The 17,543-nt window shown below is 59.6% G+C and carries 14 protein-coding genes and 1 pseudogene; 8 read left to right on the forward strand and 7 right to left on the reverse strand.

The window, feature by feature from the left end; all coding sequences use genetic code 11:
* Nucleotides 1–5: 5 nt before the first annotated feature.
* Both FIV35_RS09630 and FIV35_RS09635 read left to right on the forward strand, forming a co-directional pair.
* Nucleotides 6–2,042, forward strand: coding sequence for a sensor histidine kinase (locus tag FIV35_RS09630; protein ID WP_034139139.1), 2,037 nt, complete (start codon nucleotides 6–8; stop codon nucleotides 2,040–2,042).
* Between the two features lie 2 nt (nucleotides 2,043–2,044).
* Nucleotides 2,045–2,623, forward strand: coding sequence for a cob(I)yrinic acid a,c-diamide adenosyltransferase (locus FIV35_RS09635; protein WP_034100196.1), 579 nt, complete (start codon nucleotides 2,045–2,047; stop codon nucleotides 2,621–2,623).
* 116 nt (nucleotides 2,624–2,739) lie between these two features.
* On the opposite strand, the gene FIV35_RS09640 is transcribed toward FIV35_RS09635, so the two are convergent.
* The 3 genes from FIV35_RS09640 to secA all read right to left on the reverse strand — a co-directional run bounded on the left by FIV35_RS09640 (nucleotide 2,740) and on the right by secA (nucleotide 7,780).
* On the reverse strand, nucleotides 2,740–3,684 hold the full coding sequence (locus FIV35_RS09640; RefSeq protein WP_034139140.1) for a Nudix family hydrolase: 945 nt from the start codon (nucleotides 3,682–3,684) through the stop codon (nucleotides 2,740–2,742).
* A gap of 19 nt (nucleotides 3,685–3,703) precedes the next feature.
* The gene (gene argJ / locus FIV35_RS09645) at nucleotides 3,704–4,921 is read right to left on the reverse strand and encodes a bifunctional glutamate N-acetyltransferase/amino-acid acetyltransferase ArgJ (RefSeq protein WP_034100200.1); all 1,218 of its coding nucleotides are present in this window, start codon (nucleotides 4,919–4,921) and stop codon (nucleotides 3,704–3,706) included.
* Between the two features lie 123 nt (nucleotides 4,922–5,044).
* The gene (gene secA, locus FIV35_RS09650) at nucleotides 5,045–7,780 is read right to left on the reverse strand and encodes a preprotein translocase subunit SecA (protein ID WP_034139141.1); all 2,736 of its coding nucleotides are present in this window, start codon (nucleotides 7,778–7,780) and stop codon (nucleotides 5,045–5,047) included.
* A 305-nt stretch (nucleotides 7,781–8,085) separates the two neighbouring features.
* Between secA and FIV35_RS09655 the strand changes: the two genes are divergently transcribed.
* The gene (locus FIV35_RS09655; RefSeq protein ID WP_034100204.1) at nucleotides 8,086–8,541 is read left to right on the forward strand and encodes a DUF721 domain-containing protein; all 456 of its coding nucleotides are present in this window, start codon (nucleotides 8,086–8,088) and stop codon (nucleotides 8,539–8,541) included.
* 4 nt (nucleotides 8,542–8,545) lie between these two features.
* On the opposite strand, the gene FIV35_RS09660 is transcribed toward FIV35_RS09655, so the two are convergent.
* Complete coding sequence (locus FIV35_RS09660) at nucleotides 8,546–10,024, reverse strand: helicase HerA-like domain-containing protein (protein WP_034139142.1); 1,479 nt, start codon at nucleotides 10,022–10,024, stop codon at nucleotides 8,546–8,548.
* A 202-nt stretch (nucleotides 10,025–10,226) separates the two neighbouring features.
* Between FIV35_RS09660 and FIV35_RS30260 the strand changes: the two are divergent.
* From FIV35_RS30260 to gpgD, 4 genes and pseudogenes are all read left to right on the forward strand, one after another.
* Nucleotides 10,227–11,258, forward strand: a pseudogene (locus tag FIV35_RS30260) (HAMP domain-containing protein); the annotation flags it as partial.
* 93 nt (nucleotides 11,259–11,351) lie between these two features.
* Entirely contained in the window at nucleotides 11,352–12,116 is a 765-nt protein-coding gene (locus tag FIV35_RS30265; protein ID WP_375538189.1) for a methyl-accepting chemotaxis protein, read from the forward strand.
* A gap of 130 nt (nucleotides 12,117–12,246) precedes the next feature.
* Entirely contained in the window at nucleotides 12,247–13,368 is a 1,122-nt protein-coding gene (gene gpgS, locus FIV35_RS09670) for an N-acetylglucosaminyl phosphatidylglycerol synthase (RefSeq protein ID WP_034139144.1), read from the forward strand.
* Complete coding sequence (gene gpgD / locus FIV35_RS09675; protein WP_034139145.1) at nucleotides 13,361–14,104, forward strand: N-acetylglucosaminyl phosphatidylglycerol deacetylase; 744 nt, start codon at nucleotides 13,361–13,363, stop codon at nucleotides 14,102–14,104. The genes gpgS and gpgD overlap by 8 nt, the downstream gene beginning before the upstream one ends.
* A 28-nt stretch (nucleotides 14,105–14,132) precedes the next feature.
* Here gpgD and FIV35_RS09680 read toward each other — a convergent pair whose 3' ends face one another.
* Both FIV35_RS09680 and purU read right to left on the reverse strand, forming a co-directional pair.
* Nucleotides 14,133–14,318: a hypothetical protein gene (locus FIV35_RS09680; RefSeq protein WP_034139146.1), complete on the reverse strand. Its 186-nt coding sequence runs from the start codon at nucleotides 14,316–14,318 to the stop codon at nucleotides 14,133–14,135.
* Between the two features lie 86 nt (nucleotides 14,319–14,404).
* The gene (gene purU, locus FIV35_RS09685) at nucleotides 14,405–15,253 is read right to left on the reverse strand and encodes a formyltetrahydrofolate deformylase (RefSeq protein ID WP_034100214.1); all 849 of its coding nucleotides are present in this window, start codon (nucleotides 15,251–15,253) and stop codon (nucleotides 14,405–14,407) included.
* A 347-nt stretch (nucleotides 15,254–15,600) separates the two neighbouring features.
* On the opposite strand from purU, the gene mvaT reads away from it, so the two are divergent.
* Nucleotides 15,601–15,975: a histone-like nucleoid-structuring protein MvaT gene (gene mvaT / locus FIV35_RS09690; RefSeq protein WP_034100216.1), complete on the forward strand. Its 375-nt coding sequence runs from the start codon at nucleotides 15,601–15,603 to the stop codon at nucleotides 15,973–15,975.
* Between the two features lie 89 nt (nucleotides 15,976–16,064).
* On the opposite strand, the gene sbcB is transcribed toward mvaT, so the two are convergent.
* On the reverse strand, nucleotides 16,065–17,492 hold the full coding sequence (sbcB, locus tag FIV35_RS09695) for an exodeoxyribonuclease I (RefSeq protein ID WP_034139147.1): 1,428 nt from the start codon (nucleotides 17,490–17,492) through the stop codon (nucleotides 16,065–16,067).
* Between the last annotated feature and the right edge of the window lie 51 nt (nucleotides 17,493–17,543).

Below are 17,543 nucleotides of genomic sequence, written 5' to 3' on the forward strand. Positions count from 1 at the left end.
CCCTGATGCCGCTGCGCCAGCGTCTAGAAAACCTACCGGTCGGGCAGAAACTGCTGGCGGCCTTGCTGGTGCTGCTGACCACCGTCCTGCTGGTGGCCAACCTGACCTTTATCAGCGCCGCCTACTGGATCTCCCAGGAAAGCATGGCCCCCCAGGCCCTGCAGGCCATCGGGCGGCTGGTCTCCAACCCGGCGCTGGCCGCCGAAGCGCTCGAATCTCCCGACAAGGCCAATGCCCTGCTCAATGAGTTGACCAGCTACTCACCTTTGCGCGCCGCCGCTTTATATGACAGCGCAGGCAACCGCCTGGCACAGATGCAACACGGTGATCGCCTGCACCTGCCGGACAATTACAGGCATATCGAAGCCTGGCGCGTGACTGAGTTTCGCACTAACCAAGTGATCACCCTGCCCCGCCCTGGGCAGCCATCCGGGCATCTGCTGCTGGTCGCCAGTAGCGAACTGCCGGTAGCGTTTTACACCGGCACGCTGACCGCCAGCCTGGGCATCCTGATTTTCAGTGTGCTGCTGTGGCTGGTCATCGCGCGTCAGATCAAACGCCTGATCACAAAACCGATCCACGAACTGGAAGAACTGTCGCGCCAAGTGACCCGCGAAGAGAACTACGCCCTGCGCGCCCGGCGTGGCAATCACGATGAGATCGGCAGCCTGGCCGAAGCCTTCAATACCATGCTTTCGCGCATCGAAGCCCGCGAGCAGCAACTCAAGCGCGCCCGCGACGACTCTCAGGCCGCCTACGATCAAGCCCAAGGCCTGGCGGAAGAGACGCGTCATACCAATCGCAAACTGGAACTGGAAGTCCAGGTACGCAGCAAGATCGAGAAAAAACTCACCGGCTTCCAGAATTACCTCAACAGCATCATCGACTCGATGCCTTCGGCGCTGATTGCCCTGGACGAACAGCTCTATGTCACCCAGTGGAACCAGGAAGCCAGCGCACTTTCCGGCACGCGTCTGGATGAAGCCTTGAACCAACCGATCTACCTGGCCTTTCAGCCGCTCAAACCGTTTCTGCCGCAGATCAAGGCCACGGTCGAGCAACACACCGTGGAGCGTATCGAGCGGGTGACCTGGTTCAAGGACGACGAGCCCAAGCATTACGCCCTGACCTTTTACCCGCTGACAGGCGGTGCCGGTCGTGGCGTCGTGATCCGTATCGATGACATCACCCAGCGCCTGTCCCTGGAAGAAATGATGGTGCAGTCGGAAAAAATGCTCTCCGTCGGCGGGCTTGCCGCCGGTATGGCCCACGAGATCAATAACCCGCTGGGGGCGATCCTGCACAACGTGCAGAACATCCGCCGCCGCCTGTCCGCAGACTTGCCCAAGAACCTGGAACACGCCGAACAGGTCGGCGTCGAACTGGCCATGGTCAACCGTTACCTGCAAAGCCGCGAAGTGCCGCAATTGCTCGATGGCATCCAGCAAGCGGGCGCGCGGGCGGCGAAGATCGTGACCCATATGCTCAGTTTCAGCCGCCGCAGCAATCGACAGATGGCCCCTTGCGATTTGCCGGCGCTGATCGATCAGGCCGTGGAAATTGCCGGCAATGACTTCGACTTGACCATCGGCTTTGACTTCAAGGGCCAGGCGATCATCCGTCAGTTCGATCCGCAACTGGGCCCGGTACCCGGTACAGCCAACGAACTGGAACAGGTCCTGCTCAACCTGCTGAAAAACGCAGCTCAAGCCATTCACCTGCGTGAAGATGACCGCGAGCCGGGCCGCATCATCCTGCGCACCCGCCTGAATCCGCCCTGGGCCGAGATCCAGGTGGAAGACAACGGCATCGGCATGAGCGAAAACGTGCGCAAACGCACCTTCGAACCCTTCTTCACCACCAAGGAAATCGGCCAGGGCACCGGGCTGGGGCTGTCGGTGTCGTACTTCATCATCACCAACAACCACAAAGGCCAGATGGAAGTGCAGTCCACCCTTGGCCAAGGCACCTGTATTACCCTGCGCCTCCCCTTAGCCGGCAGCCACCTGCCGGCCCACGAACTGACCCCACTGGAGCAATGACCATGGGCTTTCGCCTGTCGAAAATCTATACCCGCACCGGCGACACAGGTGAAACCGGCCTGGGTGACGGTCGCCGCGTGCCCAAGGACCACCCACGTGTCGAAGCCATTGGCGAAGTCGATACGCTGAATAGCCAGTTGGGATTACTGCTGGCCGGCCTTGAAGAACAGAGCGGGCAGCACCCGGCGCTCAACGATGTGATCGAAGTGCTCGCGCCGTGCCAGCATCGGCTGTTCGACCTGGGTGGTGAGCTGGCGATGCCGGTGTACAAAGCGTTGAATGCGGCGGAAGTGGATCGCCTGGAAGCGGCGATCGATCGCTGGAATGAGGAAGTCGGGCCGCTGGAAAACTTTATCTTGCCGGGTGGTTCCGCGCTGATTGCCCAAGCCCATATGTGCCGAAGCCTGGCCCGCAGTGCCGAGCGACGGTGTCAGCACCTGAATGCTATCGAGCCGCTGGAAGGCGTGGGGTTGGCGTATATCAATCGTCTGTCGGATTTGCTGTTTGTGGCGGCGCGGGTGATAGCCAAGCGCCAGGGTGTCGCGGAGGTTTTGTGGCAGGCTGCGGCGAAGCCCCACTGATCATGACTCGGTGACCGGGAGGGCCCAATCGGGGGCAAGCCCCCTCCACCTTTGATCTGTGAATACATTCCAATGTGGGAGGGGGCTTGCCCTCGATAAGGCCCGCCGGAGCAACCTCAAACCTGCGGCCAGAACGCCCTGATACCCGCCACACCCTGGGCACCGGTTTCCCAAGCTCGCTCCCGCTCCGTAGGCCCGACCCCACCCAGCAAAAATACCGGCTTGTTGAACCCACGGATCAACTCCACCGCCTGCTCCCAACCCAACGGCTGCGCATCGGGATGGGTCTGGGTCGGCTGAACCGGCGACAGGGTGACAAAATCCACGTCCATCAATTCGGCCAACGCCAGTTCTTCAGCGTTGTGGCACGAAGCCGCCAACCAGCGATCCTTCGGCAAAGGGCGGCCCTTGCTTGCATATTTGCGCAGTTGGGCCGAGGTCATGTGCCAGCCGGCGGAAGGGAAATCCCCCAGCCACTCGAACGGCCCTTTGAGCATCAATTGCGCCTTGCCGGCGCAAAGCCCCACTGCATCCACCGCCAGGTCACGGTATTTGGGGTCGTAGCCGTTAGGCGCACGCAGTTGCACCAGCTTGATCCCACCGGCGATGGCTTTCTGGATACCGCGCAACAGGGGCGCGGCGTCCAGCTCGCCGGGGGTGATCAGGTACTCGGCCGGCAACCGTGCGGCCGCAACGATCGGCGCGTTGGCCGCCGGGAACTCATAGTTGAGCAGATCCCGCGGGGCCACCCACTTCAACGGTTGCCCTTCGGCGCCATGGGGCTCGCCGGTGAAGGCCGAGACTTCCCAGACATCCAGTAACACCTGCTTGTCCGGATAGTCATGTTGCACGTTGATCAGCGGTCGCGCCGTGGTGACCTGGATACCCAACTCTTCCTGCAACTCGCGGGACAACGCGGCGGCGACCGATTCATCGGCCTCCACCTTGCCCCCGGGAAACTCCCAGAGGCCGCCCTGGTGTTGGGTGTCGGCACGTCGCGCCAGCAGGATTCTGCCGTCAGCGCCGCGGATCACCGCTGCTGCTACATGCACGCGTTTCACCGTGTGTGTCCTCCGGCTATCAGGTGCGGTATTCCGCGTTGATTTTCACGTATTCGTGGGACAGGTCGGTGGTCCAGATGGTTTCGCTGCAATCGCCGCGCCCCAGCTCGATGCGGATGGTGATTTCTTCCTGCTGCATCACCGCCGAACCCTGGGCTTCGGTGTAGCTTTCAGCACGGGCACCACGGCTGGCGATGCACACGTCGCCGAGGAATACGTCGATCTTGCTCACGTCCAGGTCTGGCACACCGGCACGGCCGACAGCCGCCAGAATGCGGCCCCAGTTCGGGTCCGAGGCGAACAGCGCGGTTTTGATCAGCGGCGAATGGGCCACGGTGTAGCCGACATCCAGGCATTCCTGGTGATTGCCGCCGCCGTTGACTTGCACGGTAACGAACTTGGTAGCGCCCTCGCCATCACGCACGATGGCCTGAGCGACGTCCATGCACACTTCGAACACTGCTTGCTTGAGGGCGGCGAAATAAGCGCCGCTGGCCTCGGTGATTTCCGGCAGATCAGCCTTACCGGTGGCGATCAGCATGCAGCAGTCATTGGTCGAAGTGTCGCCATCGATGGTGATGCGGTTGAACGACTTGTTGGCACCGTCCAGCATCAGATTCTGCAGCACGCTGCGCGATACCTTGGCGTCGGTGGCGATGTAACCCAGCATGGTCGCCATGTTCGGTCGGATCATGCCCGCGCCCTTGCTGATACCGGTCACGGTCACGGTCACGCCGTCGTGCACGAACTGACGGCTCGCGCCTTTTGGCAGGGTGTCGGTGGTCATGATGCCAGTGGCGGCCGCGGCCCAGTTATCCACAGACAGGTCATCCAGCGCCGCTTGCAGGGCACCTTCGATTTTTTCCACAGGCAGAGGCTCGCCGATCACGCCGGTGGAGTAAGGCAGCACTTGGCTGGCGTCCACGCCGGTCAGTTGGGCCAGCTTGGCGCAGGTGCGCGCTGCGGCCACCAGGCCAGGCTCACCGGTACCCGCGTTGGCGTTGCCGGTGTTGGTCAACAGGTAACGGATCGGCCCGGCAACGCGTTGCTTGGCCAGGATCACCGGCGCGGCGCAAAAGGCATTGAGAGTAAACACACCTGCCACCGTCGAGCCTTCGGCGCAGCGCATCACCACCACATCCTTGCGGCCCGGGCGCTTGATACCGGCCGAAGCGATGCCGAGTTCAAAACCGGCAACCGGGTGCAATGTGGGCAAAGGACCAAGACCAACAGCCATGAATGCGCTCCTAAAATAAGGTGATGTCTGTGCCGTCGCTATCGACGGTGGGAATTAATGGCAAAACGCCGCGACGGCAAAGGCCGGTCGCGGCGCGGGGTGTTGCAGCGTCAGGCAAAAATCTTAGTTGATTTCGCCGTGGCAGTGTTTGAACTTCTTGCCCGAACCGCACCAGCACAGCTCGTTGCGGCCCAGCTTCTGCTCATTGCGAACCGGGGTTGGCGCCACGGCCACTTCGACCTCTTCACCCAACGCTTCCGGCTGATCGAGGCCTGGCGCTTCGTCATGCTGGAATTGCATGCGCGCGGCCAAGGCTTCCGCCTCCTGGCGCAGGCGTGCTTCTTCCTCGGCCGGGTCTTCGCGGCGCACCTGGACGTGGGAGAGCACGCGAATCGAATCGCGCTTGATCGAATCCAGCAACTCGGAGAACAGGGTGAACGACTCGCGCTTGTACTCCTGCTTCGGGTTTTTCTGGGCGTAGCCACGTAGGTGGATGCCGTGACGCAGGTGATCCATGGTCGACAGGTGGTCTTTCCACAGGTCGTCCAGCACGCGCAGTACGATTTGCTTCTCGAAGGTGCGCAGTGCTTCGGCACTTGCCTGCTCTTCTTTCTCGTTGTACGCGGCGAGCAACTCGGCCATCAGTTTTTCGCGCAGGGTTTCTTCGTACAGGTGGTCGTCTTCGTCGAGCCACTGCTGGACCGGCAGATCCACACCGAAGTCGCTCTTCAATGCAGCTTCCAGACCGGCCACATCCCACTGCTCAGGCAGCGATTGCGGTGGAATATGCGCGCTGACGGTGGCGTTGAGCACGTCCTGGCGGAAATCGGCGATGGTTTCGCCAATGTTGTCGGCGGCCAGCAACGTGTTACGCATGTGATAGATCACTTTACGTTGTTCGTTGTTGACGTCGTCGAACTCCAGCAGTTGCTTACGAATGTCGAAGTTGCGCCCTTCAACCTTGCGCTGTGCCTTCTCGATGGCATTGGTCACCATGCGGTGCTCAATGGCTTCACCGGACTGCATGCCCAGGGCCTTCATGAAGTTTTTCACCCGATCCGAAGCGAAAATGCGCATCAGGCTGTCTTCGAGGGACAGATAGAAACGGCTCGAACCGGCGTCACCCTGGCGACCGGCACGGCCACGCAGCTGGTTGTCGATACGGCGCGATTCATGACGCTCGGAAGCGATCACCTGCAGACCGCCGGACTCCAGTACCGCCTGATGGCGCTTCTGCCAATCGGCTTTGATCTGGGCGATCTGTTCGGGGGTTGGGTTGTCCAGGGATGCCACTTCCACTTCCCAGTTGCCGCCCAGCAGGATGTCGGTACCACGACCGGCCATGTTGGTAGCGATCGTCAGTGCGCCTGGGCGACCGGCCTGGGCGATGATTTCGGCTTCTTTTTCGTGGAACTTGGCGTTGAGCACCTTGTGTTCGATACCTTCCTTATTGAGCAGGTTGGACACATGCTCGGAAGTCTCGATGGTAGCGGTACCCACCAGAATCGGACGGCCCTTGGCCATGCCGTCCTTGATGTCGTTGATGATCGCCGCGTATTTCTCTTCGGCGGTCAGGAACACCAGGTCGTTGTAATCCTTACGCGCCAACGGTTTGTTCGGCGGGATAACCATCACCGCCAGACCGTAGATCTGGTGGAACTCGAACGCTTCGGTGTCGGCCGTACCGGTCATGCCGGACAGCTTGTTGTACAGACGGAAGTAGTTCTGGAAGGTGGTGGACGCCAACGTCTGGCTTTCTGCCTGGATGTTGAGGTTTTCCTTGGCCTCGATGGCCTGGTGCAGACCTTCGGACAAGCGGCGACCCGGCATGGTACGGCCGGTGTGTTCGTCAACCAGCACGACCTGGCCGTCCTGCACGATGTATTCGACGTTGCGGTGGAACAGCTTGTGAGCACGCAGACCGGCGTAGACGTGAGTCAACAGGCCCAGGTTATGCGCCGAGTACAGGCTCTCGCCCTCGGCCAGCAGACCGATCTGGGTGAGCATGTCCTCAACGAACTGGTGACCGGCTTCATTGAGTTCGACCTGGCGGGTCTTTTCGTCAATGGTGAAGTGACCTTCTTTGGTCACCACGCCTTCCACTTCTTCGATGTGCTGGGTCAGACGCGGAATCAGCTTGTTGATTTCGGTGTACAGGCGCGAACTGTCTTCGGCCTGGCCGGAGATGATCAGCGGCGTACGGGCTTCGTCGATGAGGATGGAGTCGACTTCGTCGATCACGGCAAAATTGAGTTCGCGCTGGAATTTTTCTTCCATGCTGAACGCCATGTTGTCGCGCAGGTAGTCGAAACCGAATTCGTTGTTGGTGCCGTAGGTGATGTCGGCGGCATAGGCGGCGCGTTTTTCTTCCGGCGGCTGGAACGGCGTCACTACGCCGACGGTCAGGCCGAGGAATTCATACAGCGGGCGCATCCAGTTGGCGTCCCGGCGAGCCAGGTAGTCGTTCACCGTCACAACGTGCACGCCCTTGCCGGACAGCGCGTTGAGGTAAACGCCCAGGGTCGCTACCAGGGTCTTGCCTTCACCGGTACGCATTTCGGCAATCATGCCTTCGTGCAAGGTCATGCCACCGATCAACTGGACGTCGAAGTGGCGCATGCCCATGACGCGCTTACCGGCTTCACGGGCGACCGCAAAGGCTTCGGGCAGCAGTTTGTCGAGGGTTTCACCTTTGGCTATGCGGGCCTTGAACTCTTGGGTCTTGGCGCGCAATTGCTCGTCCGAAAGAGCAACCATCTGCTCTTCGAGGGCATTGACCAGCTGCACCGTCTTGAGCATGCGTTTGACTTCGCGCTCATTCTTGCTTCCAAAAAGTTTCTTTAACAAAGGCGCAAACATATCGGCAGGTTCTTCCACACATAGGGATGGAGGGCGCACCGTCAGTGGCCCGAGCAGCCCTCACGGCCGCATGCGAACGCGCATTCTACCCGGAATCGTGGGTGAGGAAAGTGGCGTTGTTCCCCGATGCAGGCATGGGGCGGTGAGAGGGCTTGTTTAAAATAAGGGCTTTTACGCGAACTTCAACCCATCGGGCGCAGAAGTTACCGATTGATTTCGTTGGCTAAGTGTCGTCGACGCAGGGCCTGAGGGCCGGTCGGCGCTGTCTGCTAAGATGGCGGCTCTGTTACTTTAGGTGTCCAATCATGGCATTTCGCCCTGTCGCCGCCCGCGCCCCCGGCGTGTTGCTTCGCGAAGCCAAACCGTTGAAAGCCATTTTCGGCCATGCCCAACGCTTGGGCCTGTTGCAACGTCTGCTGGAAAGCCAATTGCAACCGGCTGCGCGCGAGCACTGCCGTGTCGCCTCTTGGCGCGAAGGCAATCTGCTGCTGATCGTGACTGATGGCCATTGGGCCACTCGCTTGCGTTATCAGCAAAAACGCCTGCAGCGTCAGTTGATGGCGTTCGATGAGTTCGCCAACCTGACGCGCATCCAGTTCAAAGTGCAGCCGCCGACTGTCCAGCCAAGTACTGCCGTGCACTCGCACGACCTGTCGGTGAACGCGGCCGAAAGCATTCAGGCCACGGCCGAGGGCATCCGCGATCCGGGTCTGCGCGGCGCCCTTGAGCGGTTGGCTGCCCACGCCAAGCCCAAACCCTGAACATCTATTTGCGTTTGCTCCCCCCTAGTAGCGAGCCCAGCAACCCTCGCACCAACTGCCGCCCCATTTGATTGGCCGCCTGCTGCATCGCCGATTTAAGCGCCTTGCCCGCCGCCGTGCCGAGAAACGCCCCTGCCCTGTCGGTAAAACTTGGCGCTTCAGATGTCTGGCCGGCGTCTTCAGTCGGCCCTAGCTCTTTGCGTGCCATCAGCACTTCATAAGCCGACTCGCGATCAATCGGTTTGTCGTAGCGGCCCTGTAAGGGCGACGCGGCAACCAGTGCTGCGCGCTCGACCTCGCTCAACGGGCCGATCCGCGATTGCGGCGGCGCCACCAAGACGCGCTGGACGACTTCCGGCGTGCCTTTTTCCTGCAAGGTGCCTACTAATGCCTCACCCGTACCTAACTCGGTCAACACCGACAAAGCCTCAAACGCCGGGTTGGGTCGAAAACCCTCTGCTACTGCCCGCAGGGATTTCTGCTCCTTGGTGGTGAACGCCCGCAATCCATGTTGAATCCGCAGGCCCAATTGTGCGAGCACGGTGTCGGGCAGGTCGCCTGGGGATTGTGTGACAAAGTACACCCCTACCCCTTTGGAGCGAATCAGCCGTACCACCTGTTCCAAACGCTCTTGCAAGGCCTTGGGTGTGTCGGCGAACAGCAAATGCGCTTCATCAAAGAACAGCGCCAGCAGCGGTTTGTCCGCATCGCCGCGCTCGGGCAGTTGCTCGAATAACTCGGCTAACAGCCACAGCAGGAATGTCGCGTACACCTTGGGTGCCTCATGCACCAGGCGGCTGGCATCCAATAGATGGATGCGGCCGCGCCCATCGGCATTGGGTTGCAGGATGTCTTCAAGCTGCAACGCCGGCTCGCCGAACAATGCCTCGGCACCCTGCTGCTCCAGCACTGCCAGGCGTCTCAACAGGGCTTGGCTGGAGCCGGTGGTCAGCAGCGCCGCGTCTTCGCCCAACAGCTCGGGGTGATAGCGCAGGTGGTTGAGCAGCGCCTTCAGATCTTTCAGATCCAGCAGCAGCAAGCCTTCGCGATCTGCCACTTTGAACGCCGCGTATAACGCCGATTGCTGGCTGTCGGTGAGTTCCAACAGGCTGCCGAGCAATAACGGGCCCATTTCGCTGATAGTGGTGCGCAAAGGATGACCGGACTGACCGTGGATGTCCCACAGCGTTACCGGATAAGCCTTGGCGGTGTAATTAAGGAAGGGCATGCCGGCGATACGCTCGGCCACCTTGCCCTGAGGGTTTGCCGCCGCCCCCAGGCCGCAGAGGTCGCCCTTGATGTCTGCAGCAAACACGGCCACTCCCGCATCACTGAACGCTTCGGCCAAGCGCTGCAGTGTGACGGTCTTGCCCGTGCCGGTAGCGCCAGCAATCAGCCCGTGCCGGTTAGCCAGGCGCATGGCCTGGGCAATAGGATCGCCGGACAGGTCAGCGCCGATAAGAAGTTGCGTGGAGTCAGGCATTTCGTCACCTAAGGTTAATCTTTAATGCAGCAAGGTCGATACAGACAGAGTGAGACCCATAAAGTCGAAAAATAGGTCAGATAGTTCCCACAGGGACCACGGAACTGCGACAACAAATAGCACACCTTTTTTCCTACTGTCATTTCGCGCATCCCATAAGGACGCGCTTTGGATATAAAGACCTTAGCGGACCCTACAAGCCATGAATAAAAACCTGCGTTTCAGCCACAAAATCCTGCTTGCAGCCTCCCTTATCGTCATCGCCGCCTTTGCGTTATTCACGTTGTACAACGACTACCTGCAACGCAACGCCATTCGCGACGATCTGAACAATTACCTGCATGAAATGGGCGATGTCACCGCGAGCAACATCCAAACCTGGCTGACTGGGCGTATTGCCCTGGTAGAAAACGCCGCCCAGAACATCGCGATCAATCCGGAACCGGGTGTCATCGCCAGCCTGCTGGAACAGAAAGCCCTGACGTCCTCGTTCATGGCCACCTACGTGGGCGACAGCCAGGGCGCGTTCACCATCCGCCCCGACACCAAAATGCCGGATGGCTTCGACCCACGTGTGCGCCCCTGGTACAAAGGCGCGCAAAGCAGCAACGGTTCAACCCTGACTGAGCCTTATATCGACGCGGCGACCGGGCAATTGATCATTTCCATCGCCACCCCCAGCAGCAAGGGCAGCCAAAGCATCGGCGTGGTCGGCGGCGACCTGAGCCTGCAAACCCTGGTGGATACCATTGGCGCACTGGACTTCGGCGGCATGGGCTATGCCTTCCTCGTCAGCGCCGACGGCAAAGTGCTGGTGCACCCGGACAAAACCCTGGTGATGAAAACCCTGGCCGATCTGTATCCGAAAAATACACCCAAGATCAGCCGCGACTTCAGCGAAGTCCAAGCCAACGGCAAAGACAACATCGTGACCTTCACGCCGATCAAAGGCTTGCCGTCAGTGCAGTGGTACTTGGGTATCTCGGTGGATAAAGACAAATCCTTCGCCATGCTCAGCGAATTCCGCACGTCGGCAGTGATCGCCACCCTCATTGCGGTAGCCATCATTATCGCTCTGCTTGGCATGCTGATCCGTGTGCTGCTGCAACCGCTGCATGTGATGACCCGCGCGATGCAGGATATCGCCGACGGAGAGGGTGACCTGACACGACGTCTGACCATCCAGAATCACGATGAATTCGGCACTCTGGGTAATGCATTCAACCGCTTCGTGGAGCGGATTCACACATCGATTCGCGAAGTGTCCTCGGCCACCGAACACGTCAACGAGGTGGCGCTACGGGTGGTCAGTGCCTCCAACTCGTCGATGGTCAACTCCGACGAACAGGCCAACCGCACCAATAGCGTAGCGGCCGCCATCAACCAGCTGGGTGCCGCCGCCCAGGAAATCGCCCGCAATGCAGCGCAGGCCTCTAACCAGGCCAGCGATGCGCGGCAGTTGGCGGAAGATGGTCAGCAGGTGGTCGAACGCAACATCAAAGCCATGACGGATCTTTCTTCGATGATTAGCGCTTCCAGCAGCAATATCGAAGCACTTAACAGCAAAACCGTGAATATCGGCCAGATTCTTGAGGTGATCACCAGCATCTCTCAACAAACCAACCTGCTGGCGTTGAACGCCGCGATTGAAGCCGCCCGTGCCGGAGAGGCCGGGCGCGGGTTTGCCGTGGTAGCCGATGAAGTACGCAACCTGGCCCATCGCACCCAGGAATCGGCGCAACAGGTGCAAACCATGATCGAAGAGTTGCAAGTGGGCGCGCGGGATTCGGTGACCACCATGAGCGAAAGCCAGCGCCACAGCCATGACAGCGTGGAAATCGCCAACCTGGCCGGCGAGCGTCTCAACAGCGTGACCCAGCGCATCGGCGAGATCGATGGCATGAACCAATCGGTCGCCACCGCTACCGAGGAACAGACGTCGGTGGTGGAGTCGATCAATATGGACATCACCGAGATCAACACCCTCAACCAGGAAGGCGTGGAAAACCTGCAATCGACCTTGCGCGCCTGTACCGACCTGGAGCAACAGGCCGCACGGCTCAAGCAATTGGTGGGCAGTTTCCGCATCTGACAGCTCTCGCCCTGGGCAGCGGCTCATACCGCCTCCCAGGGCGGCAGCAAGGCAAAACGCCGCACCCAACATCCCAACCGAACATCTATTCTTGCCTAATGTCCACGTTAGGAGAGCCTGGATAGGAGGGATGTTCATCGTGCATATCGCCGACATAACCATGTTCTACGCCCCGGCCAGTGGCGGCGTACGCACTTACCTGGACGCCAAGCACCGGCGCCTGACGCTCAAGCCGGGCATTCGCCACAGCCTGTTGATTCCCGGCGCCCACTTGAGCGAACAGGATGGGGTGTTCAAGGTACCCGCACCTCCCCTCCCCTTCGGCAAAGGTTATCGATTTCCGCTGCGGCTGACGCCATGGCGAAATGTCTTGCACGATTTACAGCCCGATCTGATCGAGGTCGGCGATCCCTATCTCACGGCCTGGGCCGCTCTGGATGCCAGGCGCCAGCTTGACGTGCCGGTTATCGGCTTTTATCACTCCGACTTGCCGTTGCTGGTAAGCAACCGCATGGGGCCGTGGTTCACGCCAAATGTTGAAGCCTATGTCAGCAAACTCTATGGGAATTTTGACCGAGTACTGGCGCCCAGCCAGGTCATGGCCGACAAGCTCATGGGGTTGGGCGTCAGAAACGTCTTTGTGCAGCCGTTGGGTGTGGATCTGCAGACGTTCACCCCGCAGGTACGCGACCCCGGCTTACGCGCTGAGTTGGGAATCGCTGAAGATACGCGACTGCTGATCTTCGCCGGGCGCGGTTCCAAGGAGAAGAACCTGCCTGTGCTGCTTAAGTGTATGAAGCGCTTGGGAGATCGGTATCACCTGTTGCTGGTGGGGTCCGGCATGCCGGCTAAGGTGCCGGAGAATGTCACCGTGGTCGACGGCTTCCAGCCGGCGTCGCAAGTCGCGCGTTTAATGGCCAGTGCCGATGCCCTTCTGCATGGCGGCGATCAGGAAACGTTCGGCCTGGTCATTCTTGAGGCCATGGCCTGCGCCATACCAGTGGTCGCCGTGGCCGCCGGTGCCTTCACTGAAATCGTCGACGAGCATTGCGGCTTGCTCTGCGCCCCCAACAATCCACGAGCGATGGCCGATGCGGTACGCGAGTTGTTCAGCCGCGATCCTCAGCGTCTCGGCATACAGGCTCGACGCCATGTGGAGCAGCAGTATGCTTGGGACACCGTGGTCGAGAGCCTGCTGGGCCATTACTACGCGGTGCTCGATAGCCACAAACCGATGCTTGCCCATGGTTAAGCGCTCGGTAGTGCTGGTATTGCACGATGTGGCCCCGCAAACCTGGTCCGACTATCGCCCCTTTGTGGAGGCGGTGGACGCTCTGGGCGACATCCCCATCACTTGGTTGGTGGTTCCGGATTTCCATCATCGCGGCACCTTGGCCGACCACGCCGAATTTCGCCGCCTGTTGGACCGCCGCGTGGCCAAGGGCGATGAATTGGCCTTGCACGGCTATTTCCATAGCGACGACCAGCCGCCACCGCGTACGCCCAAAGATTGGTTCATGCGCCGCATCTATACCCATGAGGGAGAGTTTTACCAGTTGTCAGAGGCCCAGGCCCTGCAGCGGTTAAGCGACGGCATCGAGGTCTTCCGACGCAACGACTGGCCTCTGCATGGGTTCGTCGCTCCGGCCTGGCTGATGAGCCAGGGTACCAAGGACGCCTTGCGCCAGTTGCCGCTGAGCTACACCAGCGACCCGCAACAGCTTTATCGGCTGCCCGACTTTACCCGCGTCGGCGCCCCAGGTTTGGTGTGGAGCGCCCGCAGCGCTTGGCGCCGAAGCCTGTCCAAACATCTCAGCGATCAACGGCAACGGCGCTGGCGGTCGGCACCGGTCATTCGCCTAGGCGTGCATCCGGTCGACCTGCGTCACGAAGGTGCTCGTCGCTATTGGCTCGATACCTTGCAACACCTACTGCAGACGGGGCGTACGCCATTGACCAAAGTGGACTGGCTCGCAACCCAGCCGTAATGCCCCGCCATGGCGACGGGACGAATGTTCAAGAATCTTGCTGATCAGACGCGGGCATCTTCTCTGCCTCCTGCATCTGTTCCCACAACTGAGCCGCCCCTGGAAACTCGGTACCGTCTTCGGCATCCAGCGCATCAGGATCGTAGCGACTCAAGCATCCCTCGCCCAACGTCGCAGGCGCTTTGGAGGTGGCTTTATCGAGTGGGTCGGTCATGGTGCAGTCCTGACGTGCGGATAAATAAAAAGGGCCTGGAACGATTTAACGCCCAGACCCTTCGATATTCAATCCACGCGATTGAATCAGAACACAACGGTCTTGTTGCCGTGCACCAATACGCGATCTTCGAGGTGGTAGCGCAGGCCACGGGCCAGAACCATCTTCTCGACATCGCGACCGAACCGCACCATATCTTCAATGCTGTCGCTATGGCTGACGCGCACCACGTCCTGCTCGATGATCGGGCCGGCGTCCAACTCTTCGGTGACGTAGTGGCAGGTTGCGCCAATCAACTTCACCCCCCGCAGGGAGGCCTGATGGTAAGGCTTGGCCCCGACAAACGACGGCAGGAAGCTATGGTGGATGTTGATGACTTTGCCGGCATATTCGCGGCACAGTTCCGGCGGCAGGATTTGCATGTAACGCGCCAGTACCACGACATCGGCGTCATGATGCTTGACCAGGCGCGACACTTCGGCGAACGCCGGCTCCTTGTCCTGCGGGTTGACCGGCACATGGTAATAAGGGATGCCATGCCACTCGACCATGCTGCGCAGGTCGTCATGGTTGGAGATCACACAAGCGATCTCGCAGTCCAGCTCATCGCTGTGCCAGCGATGCAGCAGATCCGCCAGGCAGTGGGATTCGCGGCTGGCCATCAGCACCACGCGTTTCTTCTGCTCGGTGTCGGTGATCTGCCAGGTCATCGAAAACTCTTCTGCGATCGGCGCAAAGGCCTCGCGGAAGGCTTCAAGACCAAAGGGCAGCGTGTCGGCACGTATTTCGTGACGCATGAAGAACCAACCGCTGAGGTTGTCCGAGTGATGGCTCGCCTCGGTGATCCAACCGTTATGGGAGGCCAGAAAGTTACTGACTTTGGCAACGATGCCGACCCGGTCCGGGCAAGCAATCACCAGCCGAAAAGTGCGCATTAGGGGGGAACTCCAGAACTTCGCAAAGGCCGCCATTCTAGCGATTGCGAAGAAAAACTGCAGTATTGGTTAACGTTTATTCTGATGGTCGGCCTGGCTTTGCCCCTTAATGCCCTATGCTTTTACCACCCTTATATGAATCAGGACTACATATGGAGTGCCCCTAGGAGTCTCACAGGTCTGATGTTTAGCATTACGTCCTTTTTAATTAACTCGATTGCAGGGCTGCACTACAAACACTCAAAGTAATTCACATAAAAGCATGCTTAAATGTTTACTTGGACAAACCGCCTGACTATTATTGGGCCACTCTCCCTGTCAATCAGCGCTCTACATAAGGTAGCCACATGTCTCTGATCACCCAATACCGTGCCAAAGAAGAAGCCATCAAAGAGCTGCAAGCCCAACTGGCAGCCATGGAAAAAGATGGCAGCCTGAAACGTGAAATGGAATTCGAAAGCAAGCTGCGCACCCTGATGGGCGAATACTCCAAATCCCTGCGTGACATCATCGCGCTGCTGGATCCGGATTCGAAAGTTAAAGCTCCTCGCGGCGCCGTGAAAACTACCGGCACCAAGCGTGCGCGCAAGGTCAAGCAATACAAAAACCCGCACAACGGCGAAGTGATTGAAACCAAAGGTGGCAACCACAAAACGCTGAAAGAGTGGAAAGCCAAGTGGGGCGGTGACGTGGTTGAAGGCTGGGCTACCCTGCTGGGCTAAGCTCACCGGGCTCATGCCAGATAAGCAACACATTAAAAACGCCAGCTTGCTGGCGTTTTTTTATTGCACGCACTATTGCGCGAAATCGACTACAGATTCACACGAGTCGCTAAAGCATCAGCATATTCCTGCCACTGCACCAGCACCTGCTGCTGAAACGGTGTCGCATTTACAGCCAACTCCTGACTGGCCTGCTTAAATGCATCCAAGGTAATTGGCGCACTCCATTGAGGGTCGGACAATCGTTGCTGACAGAAAAGTTTCCAGCGCTGTTGCTCCTCATTGTTCAGGGTGTCGGGAAAGTTACGCGCACGGTAGCGGAACAACAATTCAGGCAACCGCTGATCATCGAACGGCCACTGCTGACGCGCTAATTGAGCAGGCTCCGCCAAGCGGACTTGTTCACATAAGCGTCGATCACGATCACCAATAAAACCGTCATACAACTGCTGTTCCGGGTCTGTCGTCGAAGAAAATTCTTCCTGTGCATAAATGGCCGCCAACTTATCGCGCCAAACTTCTTGTGCGTCAGATAGCCGCAGCGCCCGCGCCTGGCAGACCTCCATGTCCAATTGCAGGCGTTCACGGTCTTCGGGGCGCAGCACGCTGAGCGGAGCAACCACCGGACAGCGGTTGATGTGCACCAGCTTGAGCGGCACCGGCAGCTCACCTTCGGGCAACTCGTCCCGGCGGGTGTAAAGGCGTTGACGCAAGGTCTCGGCATCCAGGTCCAGCAGCCCCTGCGGATCGAGCCCGAGGTCGCAGACGATCAACGCATTGCGGTTGCGCGGATGCCAGGCCAAAGGCAATACCACGCCCAAATAATGGCGTTCGGCGGAGAACCGCCCGGAGATGTGCAGCATCGGCTGCAACAGGCGCACCTGATCCATCACCCGTTGCTTGCTGCGCAATTGGAAGAGCCAATCATAGAGCTTGGGCTGTTTCTCGCGGACCAACCGTGCCAGAGCAATAGTGGCGCGCACATCGGACAACGCATCGTGGGCCTGGCCATGGTCGATTCCATTGGCCGCAGTCAGGCGTTCCAGCTTGAGGGTCACGCGCCCGTCCTGCTGCGGCCACTCGATACCATCCGGGCGCAAAGCGTAGGCGGTGCGCACCACATCGATCAGGTCCCAGCGGCTGTTACCGCCCTGCCACTCGCGGGCATAAGGGTCGAAAAAGTTGCGATACAAGCTGTAGCGCGTCATCTCATCGTCGAACCGCAAGGTATTGTAGCCAGCGCCGCAAGTCCCAGGAGCGGCCAGCTCGGCGTGTACACGGGTCATGAAGTCGGCCTCGGCCAAGCCCTTTTGCGCCAGGATCGCCGGGGTGATACCGGTGATCGCACAGGCAGCGGGATGAGGCAGGATATCGTCGGCGGGCTGACAATAAATATTGAGCGCAGAGCCGATCTCGTTGAGTTCGAGGTCCGTACGAATTCCGGCTACCTGAAGAGGGCGATCACTGCGCGGATTGATGCCGGTGGTTTCATAGTCGTACCAGAAAATGGAGGTCACGGGCTGTTCCTGTACTGAAGATCGACAAAGTCTAGGCGTGGAACCACATCC

The sequence above is a fragment of the Pseudomonas rhodesiae genome (assembly GCF_007858255.1).
In the GTDB taxonomy this organism is placed as follows: Bacteria; Pseudomonadota; Gammaproteobacteria; order Pseudomonadales; family Pseudomonadaceae; genus Aquipseudomonas; species Aquipseudomonas rhodesiae.

What these genes read in the sequence shown, in the direction of transcription:
- FIV35_RS09630 (WP_034139139.1), top strand. Translation starts at nt 6, where the DNA reads ATGCCGCTGCGCCAGCGTCTAGAAAACCTACCGGTCGGGCAGAAACTG.
- FIV35_RS09635 (WP_034100196.1), top strand. Translation starts at nt 2,045, where the DNA reads ATGGGCTTTCGCCTGTCGAAAATCTATACCCGCACCGGCGACACAGGT.
- argJ (WP_034100200.1), bottom strand. Translation starts at nt 4,921, where the DNA reads ATGGCTGTTGGTCTTGGTCCTTTGCCCACATTGCACCCGGTTGCCGGT.
- secA (WP_034139141.1), bottom strand. Translation starts at nt 7,780, where the DNA reads ATGTTTGCGCCTTTGTTAAAGAAACTTTTTGGAAGCAAGAATGAGCGC.
- FIV35_RS09655 (WP_034100204.1), top strand. Translation starts at nt 8,086, where the DNA reads ATGGCATTTCGCCCTGTCGCCGCCCGCGCCCCCGGCGTGTTGCTTCGC.
- FIV35_RS09660 (WP_034139142.1), bottom strand. Translation starts at nt 10,024, where the DNA reads ATGCCTGACTCCACGCAACTTCTTATCGGCGCTGACCTGTCCGGCGAT.
- FIV35_RS30265 (WP_375538189.1), top strand. Translation starts at nt 11,352, where the DNA reads ATGGTCAACTCCGACGAACAGGCCAACCGCACCAATAGCGTAGCGGCC.
- gpgS (WP_034139144.1), top strand. Translation starts at nt 12,247, where the DNA reads ATGTTCATCGTGCATATCGCCGACATAACCATGTTCTACGCCCCGGCC.
- gpgD (WP_034139145.1), top strand. Translation starts at nt 13,361, where the DNA reads ATGGTTAAGCGCTCGGTAGTGCTGGTATTGCACGATGTGGCCCCGCAA.
- FIV35_RS09680 (WP_034139146.1), bottom strand. Translation starts at nt 14,318, where the DNA reads ATGACCGACCCACTCGATAAAGCCACCTCCAAAGCGCCTGCGACGTTG.
- purU (WP_034100214.1), bottom strand. Translation starts at nt 15,253, where the DNA reads ATGCGCACTTTTCGGCTGGTGATTGCTTGCCCGGACCGGGTCGGCATC.
- mvaT (WP_034100216.1), top strand. Translation starts at nt 15,601, where the DNA reads ATGTCTCTGATCACCCAATACCGTGCCAAAGAAGAAGCCATCAAAGAG.